The 16,393-nt window shown below is 68.2% G+C and carries 13 protein-coding genes; 2 read left to right on the forward strand and 11 right to left on the reverse strand.

Features of this window, described 5'->3' with window-relative positions; all coding sequences use genetic code 11:
• The first annotated feature begins 95 nt into the window (after window positions 1-95).
• A complete protein-coding gene (gene folP / locus BM113_RS09880) occupies window positions 96-2,624 on the forward strand; it encodes a dihydropteroate synthase (protein ID WP_089787558.1) in 2,529 nt (842 codons plus the stop codon).
• A 26-nt stretch (window positions 2,625-2,650) separates the two neighbouring features.
• Here the strand turns inward: folP and BM113_RS09885 are convergent, their stop codons facing one another.
• From BM113_RS09885 to BM113_RS09895, 3 genes are all read right to left on the reverse strand, one after another.
• Window positions 2,651-3,727, reverse strand: coding sequence for a DUF8108 domain-containing protein (locus BM113_RS09885; protein WP_089787560.1), 1,077 nt, complete (start codon window positions 3,725-3,727; stop codon window positions 2,651-2,653).
• Window positions 3,728-3,908: 181 nt separating this feature from the next.
• Window positions 3,909-4,844 (reverse strand): thiamine pyrophosphate-dependent enzyme, encoded by a 936-nt coding sequence (locus tag BM113_RS09890; RefSeq protein ID WP_089787562.1) that lies wholly within the window; start codon window positions 4,842-4,844, stop codon window positions 3,909-3,911.
• Between the two features lie 3 nt (window positions 4,845-4,847).
• The gene (locus BM113_RS09895; RefSeq protein WP_089787565.1) at window positions 4,848-6,752 is read right to left on the reverse strand and encodes a 2-oxoacid:acceptor oxidoreductase subunit alpha; all 1,905 of its coding nucleotides are present in this window, start codon (window positions 6,750-6,752) and stop codon (window positions 4,848-4,850) included.
• A gap of 259 nt (window positions 6,753-7,011) precedes the next feature.
• Between BM113_RS09895 and BM113_RS09900 the strand changes: the two genes are divergently transcribed.
• Entirely contained in the window at window positions 7,012-8,883 is a 1,872-nt protein-coding gene (locus BM113_RS09900) for a 2-oxo acid dehydrogenase subunit E2 (protein ID WP_089787567.1), read from the forward strand.
• 15 nt (window positions 8,884-8,898) lie between these two features.
• On the opposite strand, the gene BM113_RS09905 is transcribed toward BM113_RS09900, so the two are convergent.
• The 8 genes from BM113_RS09905 to aroC form a co-directional block, all read right to left on the reverse strand.
• Entirely contained in the window at window positions 8,899-9,132 is a 234-nt protein-coding gene (locus BM113_RS09905; protein WP_089787569.1) for a UPF0058 family protein, read from the reverse strand.
• 67 nt (window positions 9,133-9,199) lie between these two features.
• Window positions 9,200-10,264 (reverse strand): NAD(+)/NADH kinase, encoded by a 1,065-nt coding sequence (locus tag BM113_RS09910; protein ID WP_089787571.1) that lies wholly within the window; start codon window positions 10,262-10,264, stop codon window positions 9,200-9,202.
• 1 nt (window position 10,265) lies between these two features.
• Window positions 10,266-11,273 carry an alpha-ketoacid dehydrogenase subunit beta gene (locus BM113_RS09915; RefSeq protein ID WP_089787573.1) on the reverse strand — a complete coding sequence of 336 codons (1,008 nt, stop codon included), beginning with the start codon at window positions 11,271-11,273 and terminating at the stop codon, window positions 10,266-10,268.
• A complete protein-coding gene (locus BM113_RS09920; protein WP_089787575.1) occupies window positions 11,270-12,316 on the reverse strand; it encodes a thiamine pyrophosphate-dependent dehydrogenase E1 component subunit alpha in 1,047 nt (348 codons plus the stop codon). Before BM113_RS09920 ends, BM113_RS09915 begins: the two co-directional genes overlap by 4 nt.
• A 241-nt stretch (window positions 12,317-12,557) precedes the next feature.
• Window positions 12,558-13,265: an HAD family hydrolase gene (locus BM113_RS09925; protein WP_089787577.1), complete on the reverse strand. Its 708-nt coding sequence runs from the start codon at window positions 13,263-13,265 to the stop codon at window positions 12,558-12,560.
• A gap of 30 nt (window positions 13,266-13,295) precedes the next feature.
• A complete protein-coding gene (locus tag BM113_RS09930; protein ID WP_007140801.1) occupies window positions 13,296-14,072 on the reverse strand; it encodes a PHP domain-containing protein in 777 nt (258 codons plus the stop codon).
• A 68-nt stretch (window positions 14,073-14,140) separates the two neighbouring features.
• Entirely contained in the window at window positions 14,141-14,926 is a 786-nt protein-coding gene (locus BM113_RS09935) for a DUF7847 domain-containing protein (RefSeq protein ID WP_238593315.1), read from the reverse strand.
• Window positions 14,927-15,011: 85 nt separating this feature from the next.
• Complete coding sequence (gene aroC, locus BM113_RS09940) at window positions 15,012-16,163, reverse strand: chorismate synthase (protein ID WP_089787579.1); 1,152 nt, start codon at window positions 16,161-16,163, stop codon at window positions 15,012-15,014.
• Window positions 16,164-16,393: the final 230 nt, after the last annotated feature.

Here is a 16,393-nt window from a genome sequence, read left to right on the forward strand (position 1 = left end):
ACCTACGAACCGCGGGACGACCTGCTCCCGGACGGTCGACCCGACGCTGGACCCGAGTCCGACACGCTAAAGCGGCCGGACTGGCTGGTTCGGGTATGGAGTATCACGAGGCGGCGGACTTTTGTTTCGGTCTGCGGCGGTTCCGTCCGAAGCCGGGGACGGAGTCGACCGCACGGTTGCTCGCCCACCTCGAGAACCCCCACGAGGACGTCGATTTCGTGCAGATCGCCGGCTCGAACGGTAAAGGGAGCACGGCTCGGATGCTCGAGCGGACGCTCCGGGAGGCCGGACTGACCGTCGGGCTCTACACCTCGCCGCACCTCGAGGACCTGCGCGAGCGGATCCGCGTCGACGGGCGCAAGATCCCCCGCTCGGCGGTCACCGACTACGTCGAGGCGGTCCGAGAGTACGTAACCGAGCGGGCAGCGGACGGCGACTCCCCGACGTTCTTCGAGGTGATGACTGGAATGGCGCTGTGGCACTTCGGACGGGAGGACGTCGACGTGGCCGTCCTCGAGGTCGGCATCGGCGGCCGCTACGACGCGACCAGCGTCGTCGATCCGATCGCCAGCGCGGTGACAAGCGTCACCTTAGAGCACACGGGCATCATCGGCGAGACCGAGGTCGAGATCGCCGAGGACAAGGCTCACGTGGCCCCGGACGACGCGCCGCTGGTCACCGGCGTCTCGGGCGACCCGCTGGAGGCGATCCGGGAGGTCGCCGGCGAAGTGGTGACGGTCGGTCACGAAAGCGGGGACGATCCCGACGTTCGCGTCTCCTACGACGGCCGCCGGAACCACACCGAAGCCGCCGTCTCGATCACCGCCGACGACTGGGACATAGAGACCAGGATCCCGCTCCCGGGTGCCCACCAGGCCGCGAACGCGGGCATCGCCGCGACGCTCGCCCGGCAAGTCGCCGACGTTTCGACCGACGAGATCGCCCGCGGCCTCCGGAGCGCCCACTGGCCCGGCCGGTTCGAGGTGATGGACACCGATCCCTTGATCGTCCTCGACGGTGCGCACAACCCCGGCGCCTGCGAGACTCTCGCCGAGACGCTCGGCACCTACGAGTACGACGACCTCCACCTCGTCGTCGGCGCGATGCACGACAAGGACCACCGAGAGATGGCCGCCGCGCTCCCGACGCCGACGACCGTCGTCGCCGCCGAACCGCCCCTCGACCGGGCCGAGGACCGGGAGGTGCTCGCCCGCGTGTTCGACGACGCCGGTGCCGGGGACGTCCGGACCGAGGCGTCGATCCAGGACGCACTCGCCGCGGCGCTCGAGACCGCCGACGCCGACGACTGCGTGCTCGTAGCCGGATCGCTGTTCGCGGTCGCGGAGGCCCGCTCGCGCTGGACCGTCGACGGCGTCCCCAAGCGGATCCAGGACCTCGAGGACGCCCGCGAGACCCTCGAGGAGGCGAACGTCCCGGCCGACGACGCCGACCGGACCGGCGAGAACGCCGTTCACCGCGTCGTCAAGACGAACCTCGGCTACCGGGGGGCCACCCGCCTGAAGGAGGAACTGCTCCGGCTCGGCGGGGACTGTGCCCTCTCCGGACACGGCCACAGCCCCGGCAACGACGACGAGCGCGTCGACGCCGTCCTGATGGGTACCCTCGCGCAGTTCGAGGCGCTGCTCGAGTCGATCGACGACGAGTCGGGACCGGCCGGGCTCGCGGACGTCGCGCAGGAACTCCGATCGACGCTCGAAATCGAGGGCCGGGACGACGACACCGCGCCGGGAACAGAGGAGACCACGGAGCGAACCGACGACGCCGGAGTCACGGCGGCCGACCGCTGGCCCTGGGCGGACCGCACCGCCGTCATGGGCATCCTCAACGTCACGCCCGACAGCTTCCACGACGGCGGCGAGTACGACGCGCTCGAGGACGCGCTCGCCCGCGCCGAGGCGATGGTCGAGGCCGGCGTCGACGTGATCGACGTCGGCGGGGAGTCGACCCGTCCCGGCGCCGACCCCGTCCCGGTCGAGGAGGAGATCGACCGCGTCGTCCCCGTGATCGAGGGGATCCGCGACCGCGGCCTCGACGCGCACGTATCGGTGGACACGCGCAAGGCGGCCGTCGCCGACGCCGCCCTCGAGGCCGGCGCGGACATCGTCAACGACGTCTCCGGCCTCGAGGACCCCGAGATGCGGTTCGTCGCGGCCGAGCACGACGCCGGTCTGGTCGTGATGCACAGCATCGACGCGCCCGTGGTCCCGGACCGGAACGTCGAGTACGACGACGTCGTCGAGGACGTCATCGACCAGCTCTCGGAGCGGATCCTGCTCGCGGAGAAGGCCGGCCTCGACCGCGAGAACATCGTCGTCGATCCGGGTCTCGGTTTCGGCAAATCCCCCCGGGAGAGCTTCGAACTGCTCGGACGCACCGACGAGTTGCGCGCGCTGGGCTGTCCGATCCTCATCGGCCACTCCCACAAGTCGATGTTCGGCCACGTCGACCGCGAGGCGGGCGAGCGACTCGAGGCGACCGTGGCGGCGACGGCCATCGCGGCCGACCGGGGGGCCGACGTCGTCCGTGTCCACGACGTTCCCGAGAACGTCGCGGCGGTACGGACGGCCCTCGCGGCGCGGGATCCGGACCGCTTCGAGTGGTAGCGCAGGCCCGAACGCCCTCTTCGTTCTCACTCCCGTTCGTCGGTCAGCCGTTCGGACGGGTCCACAGCCGTTTCCCGATCGAGCCCGTCCGGGCTCGGCTTCGACTCGCGGTCGTCGACCACTGCCGGCCCCGCGGCGGTCCCGAAGAGTTCCGTCTCGGCACAGTCGGGACAGTAGTGGTTGTACCGCATCGCGTGTGTCCGGACGGGTACTCCCGCGACGACCGTCTCGTCCCGGCGTCGGCGGACCACGCCACCGTCGAACGGGCCGTTACAGACGACACAGCGTTCGTCGTCGGCTTCACGGGGACCGACCACCCGGTGGTCCACGGTCCGGACCCGGCCGAAGGCCGTGATCCCGTGTCGGCGCTCGAGGCGGCGCCTGAACCAGGGCGCGGCGTAGAGTCCGATGGCGGCGAACGCGAGGCCGAAGAGCCCGGCTGTCATAGAGCCGTCGGTGAGCCCCGCCACGAGGAGGACGGCACCGACCAGCAGGAACACCGCCGTCACCAGGTACGCCGAGAGCGTCGCCAGCGCGTTCCCGCCGGTCGCGTCCGATCCCTCCGCGGACCGCTCCCGCGCCGTCGGATACCGGACGGGCCGGCCGTCGACGGAGAGATGCCGGCGCTCGGCCAGTTCGGAGTAGTGGTACCAGCCGTAGACGAGGTTGCCCAGCCCGCCGGTGAGAACGAGGAGGACGATGTGGACGGGGATCGAGCCGACGTCGCGGTCGACGAGGACGACCCGGTTGCCGTAATCGTGCTCGAGTTCCCAACCGGCCTCGAGGTAGCGACGTACCCGCCGTCGAAACGCCCGGCGAGCGGCCCGATCCCGATCGACGTCGGAACTCGCGTTCGACCGGGATGTCCGCGAGGACGACGTCGACCTCCCGCTCGAGTCGACGCCGGTCCGGGGCTCCCCGCAGTTCGAACAGAACTCGTCGCCGCGGTCGAAGGGATCGCCACACGACGGACAGTACGTCGGCAGCGTCGGGTCCTCGAGTGCCGTCCCACACTGGAGACAGAAGTTCGCGTCGGGGGCCGCGTCGGCCCCGCAGTCGGGGCACTCACGGGGCGAACCGGCCGCCGGGTTCTCGGAGGGCATGCGTTTCGTTCCCGTTCGACCTATTGATCTGCTATCAATTAATACCCCCGTCGACGTCCGGGCGCGACCGGGAGCCCCTCTCGGTAACGATCTACCATCCGACGACACGCAGGACTCACGGAGAGCGACCGACGAACGAAGGACGCGAAAACGGAGAACCGACGTCTCGTCGTCGACGGCGTTACTTGTGGCGGTCGAGCAGGTCGTAGCTACGCTCCCACTCGGCGTCGTCGTCGAAGTAGCGCTCGGCCAGCGGCTCGTCGGGCATCTCGCCGACGGCGCGCTTCTCCTCGGTGTAGGACGGACGGTCCTCGTCGACGTAGTACCGGCCGGTGAGGACGGTCCCCTCGTTGAGGACGTTCTCGGTCTCGCGCATCATCTCGGCGGCTTCCTCCCGGTCCGTGACGTCGAAGTCGTAGTCGTCGGAGTCCTGGACGTCGACGTACGGGACGTACTGTCGGGCGTCCTTGTTCCAGGTCGGACACTGGGTGAGGAAGTCGACGTGGGCGAACCCGTCGTGTTCGATCGCTTCCGCGATGATCTCCTTGGCCTGGTTGGGGTTGACGGCGGCCGTGCGGGCGACGTAGCTCGCACCGGCGGTCAGCGACTGGGATAGCGGCCGGATCGGCGTCTTCGCGCTCCCCGAGGGCTGGGTCTTGGACTTGTGGCCCTTCGGGCTCGTCGGCGAGGTCTGGCCCTTCGTCAGGCCGAAGATCTCGTTGTTGAAGACGATGTACGTGATGTCGTGGTTCTCGCGGGCCGAGTGGATGAAGTGATTCCCACCGATCCCGTAGCCGTCGCCGTCCCCGCCCGCGGCGATGACCTCGAGGTCCGGATTCGCGAGCTTCGCCGCACGGGCGACCGGCAGTGCACGGCCGTGAATCGTGTGGAAGCCGTACGTGTCCAGGTAGCTGTTCAGCTTGCCCGAACAGCCGATCCCGGTGACGGTCAGAACCTCTTCGGGGTTGCGACCGACTTCCGGGAGCGCCTGCTTCAGCGACTTGAGGACGCTGAAGTCGCCACAGCCCGGACACCAGGTCGGCTGCGGTTCGACACCGGGCGTATACTCGTCCCGGTCGGTCTCTCGTTCGTCTCCGATCGCGTTGAATGCACTCATGGGTTAGTCACCTGCAGCGGGTTCGATTCGTACCTGTGCGGTCGGTTCGCGGTCCTCGTCGGCGATGTTGACCTCGAATCCCTCGACGATCTCCGCGGGCTCGAAGGGGTTGCCGTTGTACTTCAGCAGGCTCGTCATCTTCTCGCCGAATCGGCCGAGTTCCTTCTGGACGAGGCCGCGGAACTGGGCGGTGGCGTTCATCTCGACGACGATCGCCTCGTCGACGCTCTCGAGGAACTCCGTCATCTCGGCCTCGGGGAACGGCATCATGTCGGAGACGCCGATGCCCTTTACCGAGTGCCCCTGCTCGTTCAGGCGGCCGACGGCTTCCTCGACGGCACCCTGGCTCGAGCCCCAGGTGATGATACCGTAGTCGGCCTCCTCGTCGCCGAAGTAGGTCTGGGTGGACTCGCGTTCCTCGTCGAGTTCCTCCCGGATCGACTCGAGTTTCTCGAGGCGACGGTCCATCTGGTAGACGCGGTTGTCGGGGTCCTCGCTGATGTGACCGACGGGGCTGTGTTCGTTCCCCGTCGCGAGGTAGCGACCGTTCTGCTGGCCGGGCAGCGAGCGCGGCGCGACGCCGTCCTCGGCGTTCTCGTAGTCGAAGCGCTTGAACTTCCCGGAGTTGTCGTGTGCGGCCTCGCGAAGCTCTTCCTCGGTCAGCGTCGAGCCCAGGTCCGGCGACGGTTCGCGGTCGAAGAACTCGACGTCGACGTTCTTGTTCTCGCCGGAGAGCTTCTGGTCGTAGATGAGGATGACCGGGATCTGGTAGTCCCAGGCGATGTCGAAGGCCAGTCGGGTCTGCTCGTAGGCCTCCTCGATCGTCCCCGGCGCGAAGACGACGCGCTGGGAGTCGCCCTGACTCGTGTAGAGGACGTGCTCGAGGTCGCCCTGCTCGGGCTTGGTCGGCATTCCGGTCGAGGGACCGGCACGCATCGCCTCGACCAGGACGAGCGGCGTCTCGGTCATCTCGGCGAGGCCGAGCGGTTCGCTCATCAGGGCGAACCCGCCGCCGGAGGAACCGGACATCGCCTTGACGCCGGCGTGGCTCGCGCCGACCGCGAGCGCCGCCGCGGCGATCTCGTCCTCGACCTGTTCGGAGACGCCGCCCATGTCGGGGAAGTTCTGGCTGAGGATGGTGAACACGTCGGTCCACGGCGTCATCGGGTAGCCGGAGATGAACCGACACCCGGCGTCGATCGCGCCGTAGGCGATCGCGTTCGACCCCGACAGCAGCGCCTGCTCGGTCTCGTGGGAGCCCTCTGGGGCGCGGAGGTCGTGCTCGAACTCGTACTCTTCCTCGACGATCTCGTATGCCTCGTGGAGGATCTCGAGGTTGGACTCGAGGACGTCCCCGCCCATGGCGTCGGACATCAGGTCCTCGATGTGCTCGAGGTCCATGTCGAGCAACGCGGCGGTAACGCCGACCCCGGCCGTGTTCCGCATGACCTCGCGGCCGTGTTCCTTCGCCAGTCCGCGCAGGTCCATCGGGTAGACGTGCCAGCCGTTCTCCTCGGCACGTTCCTCGAGGTTCAGTTCCTCGACGTCCTCCTCGCTGATGAGGCCCTCGTCGTAGACGATGACGCCGCCCTCGCGGAGGTCGTCCAGGTTCTCCGAGAGGGGCTTGAGTTCCTCGTTGCCGTAGTAGGCGTCCTCGCTGGGGTTGCGGGCGAACGAGTCACCGAGCGCCAGCAGGAAGTTGTAGCCGTCCCCCCGCGACTGTACTTCGTGGTCTGCGGCCCGGATCTCGACGTACGTGTGGCCACCCCGGATCCGTGATGGATAGTGGCGGTGTGTAAATACGTCGAGCCCCGAACGCATCAACGCTTTCGCGAAGTTCTGGCTCGTCGAGTCGATTCCGTCTCCGGAACCGCCTGCGATTCGCCAGATGAGTTCGTCGTCGCTCATAGGTAAATCAGTGGCCGGTGGGCCAACCGTACCTCAGATTTCCCCTACTGAACCTAAAGCCTTTGCTATACATTACCAAGAATTTTTCGTGAAGAATGGGCAGTCGTTCAGAATTACGAATGAAAGATTATTACTGTACCGCTAACAGCCGACCTCGATTTCCGTTCATCGACGGACGGATCCGTAAGTTGGACGCCATCGGACCACCACATTGTGGGTCGACGATATCTTTTACCGTCCGTTCGTGGTACCGTCGCGCATGGGGTACATCGTCCGGATGCCGAAACTCGGCCTCGAGATGGAACGCGGGACCTTGCTCGAGTGGCACGTCGAATCGGGGGAACCGATCGAGGAGGGGGAACTCGTCGCGGAGGTGGAGTCCGAAAAGAGCGTCGGCGAGGTCGACGCCAGGGAAGACGGCGTCCTCCGGCGCACCTATCTCGAGGCGGGGGCGGAGGTCCCGCCGGGGACGCCGATCGGGATCGTCGCCCCGGAGTCGGAGGCGATCGACGACCTCGAGGCGGAAGCGGAGAAGGACCTCGGTCTCGAGGAGAGCGCCGAGGCCGACGCGGCCGAACCTGACAGCGGCGAGGCCGACGGTGACGCTGCGAGCGCTACCGGGGCCGGGGGGACCGAGGACACCGCTGCCAGCGACGACGAGGACGTGCGTGCATCCCCGCGTGCTCGAGAGCGTGCGAAGGAGCTGGGAGTTGCCCTGGAGACCGTCGAGGGGACGGGCTACCAGGGCGCGATCACGGAGGAAGACGTCGAGGCGGCCGCGGAAGGGGCCGACGCCGGCCAGCCGGACGCCTCCCCGCGAGCCCGAAAGCGGGCGGAGGAACTGGGCGTCGACCTCCCGTCCGTCGAGGGAACGGGCTACCAGGGTGCGATCACGGAGGAAGACGTCGAGGCCGCGGCCGAGGCCGCGGAGACGGCGGTCGGCGGCAGGACCCTCGCCGAAGAACGCGCCTTCGACGGGATGCGTCGTACGATCGCCTCGCGGCTGAGCGAGAGCTACCGCGAGGCCGTCCACGTGACCGTCCACCGCGAGGCCGACGCCGAGGCGCTGTTCGCCGCCGCCGACGCCGCCGACGACGCCCTCGAGACCGACGTCTCCCTCCAGGACCTCCTCCTGCTGGCGGTGTCGGCGACGCTCGAGGAGCATCCCGCGTTCAACGCGACCTTCGAGGACGACGCTCACCGGATCTGGGCCGAGCACAACCTCGGGGTCGCCGTCGACGTCGAGCAGGGGCTGATCGCGCCGGTCCTGCGCGACGTCGGCTCGAAGTCGCTGTCGGAGGTCGCCGAGGAACGCCGCGACCTCGTGGACGACGCCCTGAGCGGCGACTACACGATGGACGACCTGCGTGGCGGGACGTTTACGGTGACGAACCTGGGCGTCCTCGGCGTCGAGTCGTTCGATCCGATCATCAACCCGCCGCAGGTGGCGATCCTGGGCGTCGACGCGATCGAGGAGCAGCCGATTCGGGGCGAAGCCGGCGACCTCGAGTGGCGACGTCACCTCCCGCTCGACCTCTCGTTCGACCACCGGGTCGTCGACGGCGCGGACGCCGCCCGGTTCCTCGAGACACTGGTCGGCCACCTCGAGGAGCCGACGTCGCTGCTGCCGGCCGAAGTCGATCTCGAGGCCGGGGGAGCGACCGCCGCCGGAATCGCCGACGGCGCCGGTTCCGATACCGGGACGCCCGGCTCGAGCGAGGGAACGGAGATGCCCGGCCGCACCGTCACCGCGACGAACCCCGACGGCATGCGCGGCCGGATCGAAGCGGGCTCGTTCGAGTGGGGGTACGACGAACCCGAGGACAGGGGCGGCACCGAGACTGGTCCGACGCCGGTCGACGTCTTCCTCGGGGGGCTGGCCTCCTGTCTCTCCCTGAGCACGCGCTACCAGGCCGACAAGCGCGACGCCGACGTCGGGGAAATCTCCGTGACGACCGACGCCGACCCCGAACACGGGAGCGTCGAGTCGATCGAGGCGACGATCCACCTCGAGTCCGACGAGGACGACGAGACGCTGGAACGGGTCGTCGAACTCGGCGAGCGGGGCTGTCACGTCTCGCAACTGCTCCGGGAAGACCTCGAGTTGGACCTCTCGTGGGACCGCCACTGAACCCGTATCGGGGGGTCACTGCCGGGGCGCTGGCACGTCCGTTTCGACGGTGATAGAGCGGACGATCCCCCAGAGCAAGAGCCGTACCGCCCGCTTGTGATCCCGCTTGGCCCGGTGGACGTGCATCGGACGCGTTCGCTGGTGGTCGTAGGCCGCGAACGCTTCCGGGTGGACGTCGCCACGATCCGCCATCGCTCCTCGAATCTCGCGCAACAGTGCGTGCAGATTGATCAGTTCGTCGCGACGCATTGAGCCCACCAACACCGGCCCCGGCAAAACCGTTGCCCTGAAAACGAAACCCGCGGCCGGCGGCCGACTACTCGGATCCCGACGACGCTCTCGTTCCGACGTCGAACCCGCCGTTCCGGGCGCCGATCTCGAGCGTCTGCAACGGGTCGACCAGGCGCGGGCCGTCCTCGATCGGCCGCAGTTCGACCGTCGCGTCGGTGGCCTCGAGTTCGCGCTCGCCGTCCGCGCCGACGACGCCGTCCGCGAGGTCGAACGTCGCGGTCTCGCCGGGCTCGAGCCGTCGCCAGGACTCGATCCCGACCGTCGCGAGGACGCCGGGCGCGACGACCGCGCGCACGAGACGGTCGGCCCCGGACGGCTCCTCGAGGCGAACGGCGACGCCGCCGGGATCGTCCCCGGCGAGGGGTGAATCCACGAGCGCGCCGGCGACCGCCGGGAGGCCGACGTCGCCCGGATGGGCCCGGGAGACGACGCCGCCCCGCAGGTCGGCCGGGTCGAGCAGCCCGCGGGTTCCGACGAACGACCGCGACGAGAGTTCGGCCGACGCGAGCGCGGTCAGCCGACGGCCGTCGCCTGATGCGGTGCCGGATCGCACTTCGGCTTCGACCCGCCCGTGGCGCGTCGTCACCTCGTCGGCCGGCACGGCCCCGGAAGCGACGAGCGCGGCCGCAGCGCCCGCGAGCGTGCCGTCGACCGGGGCGGGAACGACGTTGTTCGTCCCCGTCGACACGGCGACGACGGGCACCGGACCGATCTCGGCGGCGACGTCGCGGGTCGTCCCGTCGCCGCCGAGGACGACCGCGGCATCGACCGTCTCGCGGAAACGCGTCGCCGCGGTCCGGGTGTCGGCCGCCGTCCCCTCGAGGTCCATCTCGAGGATGTCGGTCGCGAGCGACTCGTCGGCGGTCTCTATGGCGTCCCGTGCGATGCCGGTCCGGTCGGGCATCGCGACCACCTCGAGCGGCGGGTCGGCGAGGGTCAGCCCCTCGAGGACGCACTCGGCCACCCGGCGTTTCGCGTAGTTGTCGACGACGCTCGCGCCGCCGGTGAGCCGGCGAACGTCCCGCCCCGCGGCGGGGTTGACGAGCAGGCCGACCCGGGTGCTGGACCGGGACCGATCGGCGTCGGCCACGTTACGAGATCCGTTCGATCGCCGCCCGCACGTCGTCGCCGTCGGGCAACACCTCGTTCTCGAGCGGCGGGCTGAACGGCATGTGCGTGTCGGGCGTTCCGACCCGCTGGATCGGCGCGTCGAGGCTGAAGAACGCCTCCTCCTGGACGCGGGCGACGATCTCGGCGTGAGTACCGTACGAGAGCGGGCTCTCGTCGGCGACGATCAGCCGGCCGGTCTTGCGGACGCTCTCGACGATCGTCTCCGTGTCGAGCGGGTACAGCGAGCGGGTGTCGATCACCTCGACGTCGACGTCGTCGGCGATACTTTCGGCGGTCTCGAGCGACTCGCCGACGAGCCGCTGGGTCGCGACGACGGTGACGTCCTCGCCCTCGCGTTCGACCGCGGCCTCGCCGATCGGGACGGTGAAGTCCTCGTCGGTCGGCACCTGCCCGGTCTGCTCGTAGATCATCTTGTTCTCGAAGACGAAGACGGGATCGTTCGACCGGATCGCGGCCTTCGTCAGGCCCTTCGCGGCCGCGGCGGTCCCGGGAGCGACGGCTTTCAGCCCGGGGAAGTGGGCGATCCAGGAGTGGACCGTCCCCGAGTGCTGGCTCGCGGCACCCATGCCGCCGCCCTCGGTCGTCCGGACGGTAAGCGGCATCTCCGCTTTCCCGCCGAACATGTACCGCATCTTTGCCATCTGGTTCATGATCTGTTCCATCGCGACGCCGCTGAAGTCCGAGAACATCAGTTCGACGACGGGCCGGGTCCCGGTCGCCGCCGCGCCCGTCGCGGCCCCCGTGAAGCCGGCCTCGCTGATCGGCGTGTCCCGGACCCGTTCCTCGCCGAACTCCTCGTAGAGGTCGCCGGTCACCTCGAGGACGCCGCCGAACTTCCCGATGTCCTCGCCGATGAGGAAGACGTCCTCGTCGCGGTCGAGTTCCTCCCGCAGTGCCTGGCGGATCGCTTCCCTGACGGTCAGTTCCTCCGTTTCGGTCTCGAGTTCGCGTTCGACTTGTGCAGTCATGGTCGGTCACCCCCCGGGCGTCCGCCGTCGGTCCGAGCGGCACCGGCGAACCGCTCGATCTCGGGCGGCATCTCGGCGAACATGTCGTCGTACGCCTCGCGCGGTTCCGGCAGGTCGGCGTCCTGGGCGTACTCGATCGCGGCGTCGATCTCGGCCTCGGCCTCGGCCTGCATCTCCTCGAACTCCGATTCGGTCAGTTCGCCGCGGTCGATCAGTCGATCCTTGAACGACTCGATCGGGTCGCGGTCCTTCCAGCGCTCGATCTCCTCCTCGTCGCGGTACGGCTCCTCGTCGCCCTCGTAGTGGCCGCGGTACCGGTAGGTCTCGGCCTCTACGAGCGTCGGACCCTCGCCGGCGCGGGCCCGCGAGCGCGCCTCGGAAACGGCCTCCGCGACCGCGGTGACGTCCATCCCGTCGACGGTCAGCCCGGGGATGTCGTAGGCCCCGGCCGTGTCGCTCAGGTTGTCGACGTTGTGTTGTTTCTCGACCGGCGTCCCCTCGCCGTACTGGTTGTTCTCGACGACGAAGACCGCCGGCAGGTCCCACGTCGACGCGAGATTGATCGCCTCGTGGACCTGGCCCTGGGCGACGGCCCCGTCGCCGAGGAACCCGACCGCGACCTGATCGCGGTCCTGATAGTCGATCGACAGCGCCGCGCCCGTCGCGAGCGGCGGCCCCGCGCCGACGATGCCGTTCGCGCCGAGCATACCGGCGTCGACGTCCGCGATGTGCATCGATCCTCCTTTGCCGTTGCAGTAGCCCTCCGACTTGCCGTACAGCTCGGCCATCATGTACTTCGGATCGAGCCCCTTCGCGATGCAGTGGCCGTGCCCGCGGTGGGTGCTCGCGATGTAGTCGTCCGGCTCGAGGGCCCCGCAGGTGCCGACGCCGACCGCCTCTTCCCCGATGTAGAGGTGGACGAACCCCGGTATTTCTCCGTCCGCGAATCTATCCCCCGCCTCCTCGTCGAACGCACGGATGAGTACCATCCGGCGCAACGCCTCGACTCGTCCCTCCGCACTCTCGAGGTCGTAGTCTGCCATGGCGGCAAGTCGGAGCTACAACGGCATCCGATATATGTGCTAGCGTCTACCATACCGTGGTAAAATTCGATTATCGATCCATCAAACACGATCGATGGTGAAGAAATTCGAAGTCCCAGTTTCACTCGAGCATCGGCGGATCGCCGCGCTCGAGCGGACCTTCCGGGCACGTTACCGATCCCGTCGGTATGTCCGCATCGGTTCGCGAAAGAGGAGGTCCCGCTCGCCAACCGCCGATGTGCTATCCGTCCGGGACCCACGGCGGCGAAGACAACTCCCCGACCGAGCCGACGCGGTAAGTCGGGTCGTACCGCCGGGGATCGGTACCGTCGGAGACCCAGACCGACTCGAGTCCGGCAGCGGTCGCGCCGGCGACGTCCGTCTCGAGGGAGTCCCCGACGTGGACCGTCCTCTCCGCTGTCGCCTCGAGCGCCCGTACCGCCCGTTCGAACGGTTCCGGGTCCGGTTTCGGCGGGGCGTCGTGGCCGGCGACGACGACTGTGTCGACCCACCGCTCGAGGTCGACGGCGGCGACTTTCCGCCGCTGTGCATCCCGCGCCCCGTTGGTGACGACGCCGAGCCGGTAGTCGTCGGCGAGGTCGTCGAGTACGTCGGCCGCCGACGGCAACAGTTCGACGTTCGACTGGTCGCGTTCTTCGGCGAACGCCGCCGCGACGTCTCTCCCCAGCCGACGGTCGTACCCGTTCTCCTCGGCGAGCGCGGCGAAACACTCGTGCCGGAGTTCGTCCATCGAGTCACACTGTCGAGCGAACTCGTCGTAGCGGTCGTAGTACTCCTCGACGGCGAACAGCGGCTCGATTCCCGAGCGTTCGAACGAGGCTCGCAACACCTCGCCCGGCGACCGCTCGTACCGGAGCAGCGTGTCGTCGAGGTCGAAGAGGACGGTCTCGACTCGTGTCACGCGTTCGTTCTTTCGTTCACCCTGCAAAAAAGGAATCGACGTCGGCGGCGTCCGCGATCACTCGAGCGCCGGCGGGTCGACCGGCTCGAGCCCCCACTCGTCGAAAAACTCGGAGAGGAACTCGGCCCGGTCGCCGATCTCCCCCGGGGCGTGGGAGTCCGTCCCGACGGTGACGGCCACGTCGTGCTCGCGCAGGACCTCGAGGAACGCCTCCGCGGGATGAACGACACTCGCGTCGGTCAGGGCGCGACCGGCGTTGATCTCGGGAACCGTACGGGAGTCGGCGAGCGCGCGGGCGACCCGGCGGTAGTGGTCGCGGGTCGCACGGCCCCGCAACGGTCTCGTCCGCTCGAGCAGATCGACGTGGGCAGCGACGTCGAACAGTTCCGACTCGATCAGGGCGACGAGCCGGTCGAAGTACTCGTCGACGATCCGGTCGCGTTCGGCCTCCGGGCGGTCGGTAAACTGCGAGGCGACCTGGACGTTCGCCCCCGCGACCTCGTGGACGCTCCCGATGGCGTAGTCGAAGCCGGCTTCCTCGAGGAACTCCCGGATCGCCTCCTCGTCTCGCGGATCGTAGTCCATCTCGACGGCGTCGTAGACCTGGATCGACGCCTCCTCGCGCAGGCGCTCGAGCGCGCGGCGTCGCCGCTCGTAGGTGAGATCGAGGTTGAACCCGTAAACGCTGCGGACCCACTCCATCCGGTCCCGCGGTGCGACGTTGCAGTGGTCGGCGAACCCGACGCCGTCGAGATCGGCGGCCTCGGCGGCCCGGACCATCCCCTCGAGGAACTCGCCGTCGGAGTAGTTCGAGTGGACGTGGAAGTCCTCCATACCCCGTTCACGTCGATGCGAGAGTTAGGCGTTACGCCGGCTTCGGACGACGGCTTCCTACGTGACAGTTAGGCCGCGGCGGTCTGGCCCCGCTCGATCAGACTTCGGTAATAGGCTACGAAGTACGTGTAAGCGTAGGCCAGCCCGAGCGTTCCGAAGACGACCGTCGCTGCAGCCGAGAGCAGTAACGTCGATTCGGAGGCGACCATGGTCTCGCCGGTTTCGGTGAACTCGAGGGCCATCGTGTACAACACCATTCCCGGTCCCTGCCCGAGCAGGCTGATCACGACGAAAACGATGGAGAAGCCGACGACGCCGAGGAAGTTCCGCCGGACGAGGCTAATGCTCTGCAAGAACGAGTCGAACGCGCTGGCGTCACTGACGACGATCGCAGCATCGTAGAACTGCAGACACAGGAGGACGACGGCGAACAGGCCCAGTAGAAGAATGCCGGCGACCAGGAACCCACCTCCCCCACCACCGGCGGCGGCCGTACCGATTCCGATGAACGCCATCAGGAGGAGTCCACCGAACCCGAGACCGGTGAAAATCGCGAAAAAGAGGATCGTCGCACCGAGCAGCGACACGTAGTTCTCCTTCCCGCCACGGACGAACGACCCGAGACGGGTCGAGCCCTCGAGCCCTTCGTCGACCATCGTGATGAATCCCCCGAGGAAAAACGGCGTGACGAAGATCGATACGGGAACCGAAAGCAGTTGTGCGATCGGACCCGCGTAGGCGTCGAGAAGCACGTAGCTCTCGCTGAACAGCGTGAAGAGTAGCGCTCCCACCAGAATGACAGGGTTCTTTCGAATCGTAGCTAGCGCGGTCGACAACGCCCCAATGACGCTCATACCCGTGACCTCTCACGGGCGTCTCTTGAAGCGACGAGCAGATTCTCCGACCGAGAAAACGCCACAGCGTCGCGTTACGTTCTGGTTACTCGTTTCGCGGGTTGCTCGGGTGGTAATCGGTGTCGTACTCGCCGGGCTGGTCGTCGACGCGGTCGGGATTGATCCGGCCCGACAGCAGCATGAAGTCCACGAGCGTCAGCGCGAGCATCGCCTCGACGACGGGCACGCCCCGGGGTGGCAGAACGGGGTCGTGGCGGCCGATGACCTGCTCCTCCTTGATCTCGCCCGTCTCCCAGTCGGCGGTCTGCTGGCTCTTGGGGATCGACGTCGGTGCGTGCAGCGTCACCTCGCCGTAGATCGGCTCGCCGCTCGAGATGCCGCCCTGGATGCCGCCGTGGTCGTTCTCGACGGGGGTCGGGTTACCCTCGTCGTCGAACTCCCAGTCGTCGTTGCGTTCCTTGCCGGTCCACTCCCGAGCCTCCCGGCCGAGCCCGAACTCGAAGGCCGTCGTCGCCGGCACCGACATCATTGCCTGTCCGAGTCTCGCGGAGAGGGAGTCGAAGCGGGGTGCGCCCAGCCCGGCCGGGACGCCCTGGGCCTCGAAGTAGATCGAGCCGCCGATGGAGTCGCCCTCCTGCTGGTACTCCTCGATGCGCTCTTGCATCTCCTCGGCGGTCTCGGGATGGGCACAGCGGACGTCGTTCTGCTCGGAGTGTTCCTTGATCTCCTCGAAACTCACGTCGGGCGCTTCGATGTCGCCGATCTGGTTGACGTGGGCCTTGAGTTCGATCCCTTCCCGCTCGAGCAGTTTCTTCGCGATCGCCCCTGCGGCGACCCAGTTGACCGTCTCGCGGGCCGACGAGCGGCCGCCGCCGCCCCAGTTGCGCGTGCCGAACTTCGCCGAGTAGGTGAAGTCGCCGTGACTCGGTCGCGGCGCGGTGATGAAGGGTTCGTACTTCTCCGACCGCGCGTCCTTGTTCTGGATGACCAGTCCGATCGGCGTCCCGGTCGTGTAGCCGTCCTGGATTCCGGACTTGATCGAGACGTCGTCGGGTTCGCCGCGGCTCGTGGTGATCATCGACTGACCCGGTTTCCGGCGGTCGAGATCCGCCTGGATGTCCTCCTCCGAGAGCTCGAGGCCGGCGGGACAGCCCGAGACGGTACAGCCCATCGCCTCGCCGTGGCTCTCGCCGAACGTGGTCACCTGGAAGAGGCGACCGAAGCGGTTGCCGTTCATTACCGCCCCTTCGGGGACGGGGACACTTAGCAACCCAGGATTCCTGCAAGTGCTGGCACGGTGGGCGCTACAGCGACTCGAGTTCGACGGCCGCGAACGGCACCCGCATCTCGTCCGGATGGTGCCCGCCGTGCCTCCCGACGGGATCGAGTTTGGCCGAATCGGAACCCTACCGGACCGACAGCTCGCGGTGGGAGACAACGAGGTCGCCGAGCCGGCGGCGGAACCGC

The organism is Natronobacterium haloterrestre (assembly GCF_900112205.1).
In the GTDB taxonomy this organism is placed as follows: domain Archaea; phylum Halobacteriota; class Halobacteria; order Halobacteriales; family Natrialbaceae; genus Natronobacterium; species Natronobacterium haloterrestre.

Bases quoted from the DNA above. Each gene is read 5' to 3' on its own strand.
- BM113_RS09930 (WP_007140801.1), bottom strand. From the start codon at position 14,072: ATGGAGGACTTCCACGTCCACTCGAACTACTCCGACGGCGAGTTCCTC.
- BM113_RS09900 (WP_089787567.1), top strand. From the start codon at position 7,012: ATGGGGTACATCGTCCGGATGCCGAAACTCGGCCTCGAGATGGAACGC.
- folP (WP_089787558.1), top strand. From the start codon at position 96: ATGGAGTATCACGAGGCGGCGGACTTTTGTTTCGGTCTGCGGCGGTTC.
- BM113_RS09935 (WP_238593315.1), bottom strand. From the start codon at position 14,926: ATGAGCGTCATTGGGGCGTTGTCGACCGCGCTAGCTACGATTCGAAAG.
- aroC (WP_089787579.1), bottom strand. From the start codon at position 16,163: ATGAACGGCAACCGCTTCGGTCGCCTCTTCCAGGTGACCACGTTCGGC.
- BM113_RS09915 (WP_089787573.1), bottom strand. From the start codon at position 11,273: ATGACTGCACAAGTCGAACGCGAACTCGAGACCGAAACGGAGGAACTG.
- BM113_RS09905 (WP_089787569.1), bottom strand. From the start codon at position 9,132: ATGCGTCGCGACGAACTGATCAATCTGCACGCACTGTTGCGCGAGATT.
- BM113_RS09920 (WP_089787575.1), bottom strand. From the start codon at position 12,316: ATGGCAGACTACGACCTCGAGAGTGCGGAGGGACGAGTCGAGGCGTTG.
- BM113_RS09885 (WP_089787560.1), bottom strand. From the start codon at position 3,727: ATGCCCTCCGAGAACCCGGCGGCCGGTTCGCCCCGTGAGTGCCCCGAC.
- BM113_RS09895 (WP_089787565.1), bottom strand. From the start codon at position 6,752: ATGAGCGACGACGAACTCATCTGGCGAATCGCAGGCGGTTCCGGAGAC.
- BM113_RS09890 (WP_089787562.1), bottom strand. From the start codon at position 4,844: ATGAGTGCATTCAACGCGATCGGAGACGAACGAGAGACCGACCGGGAC.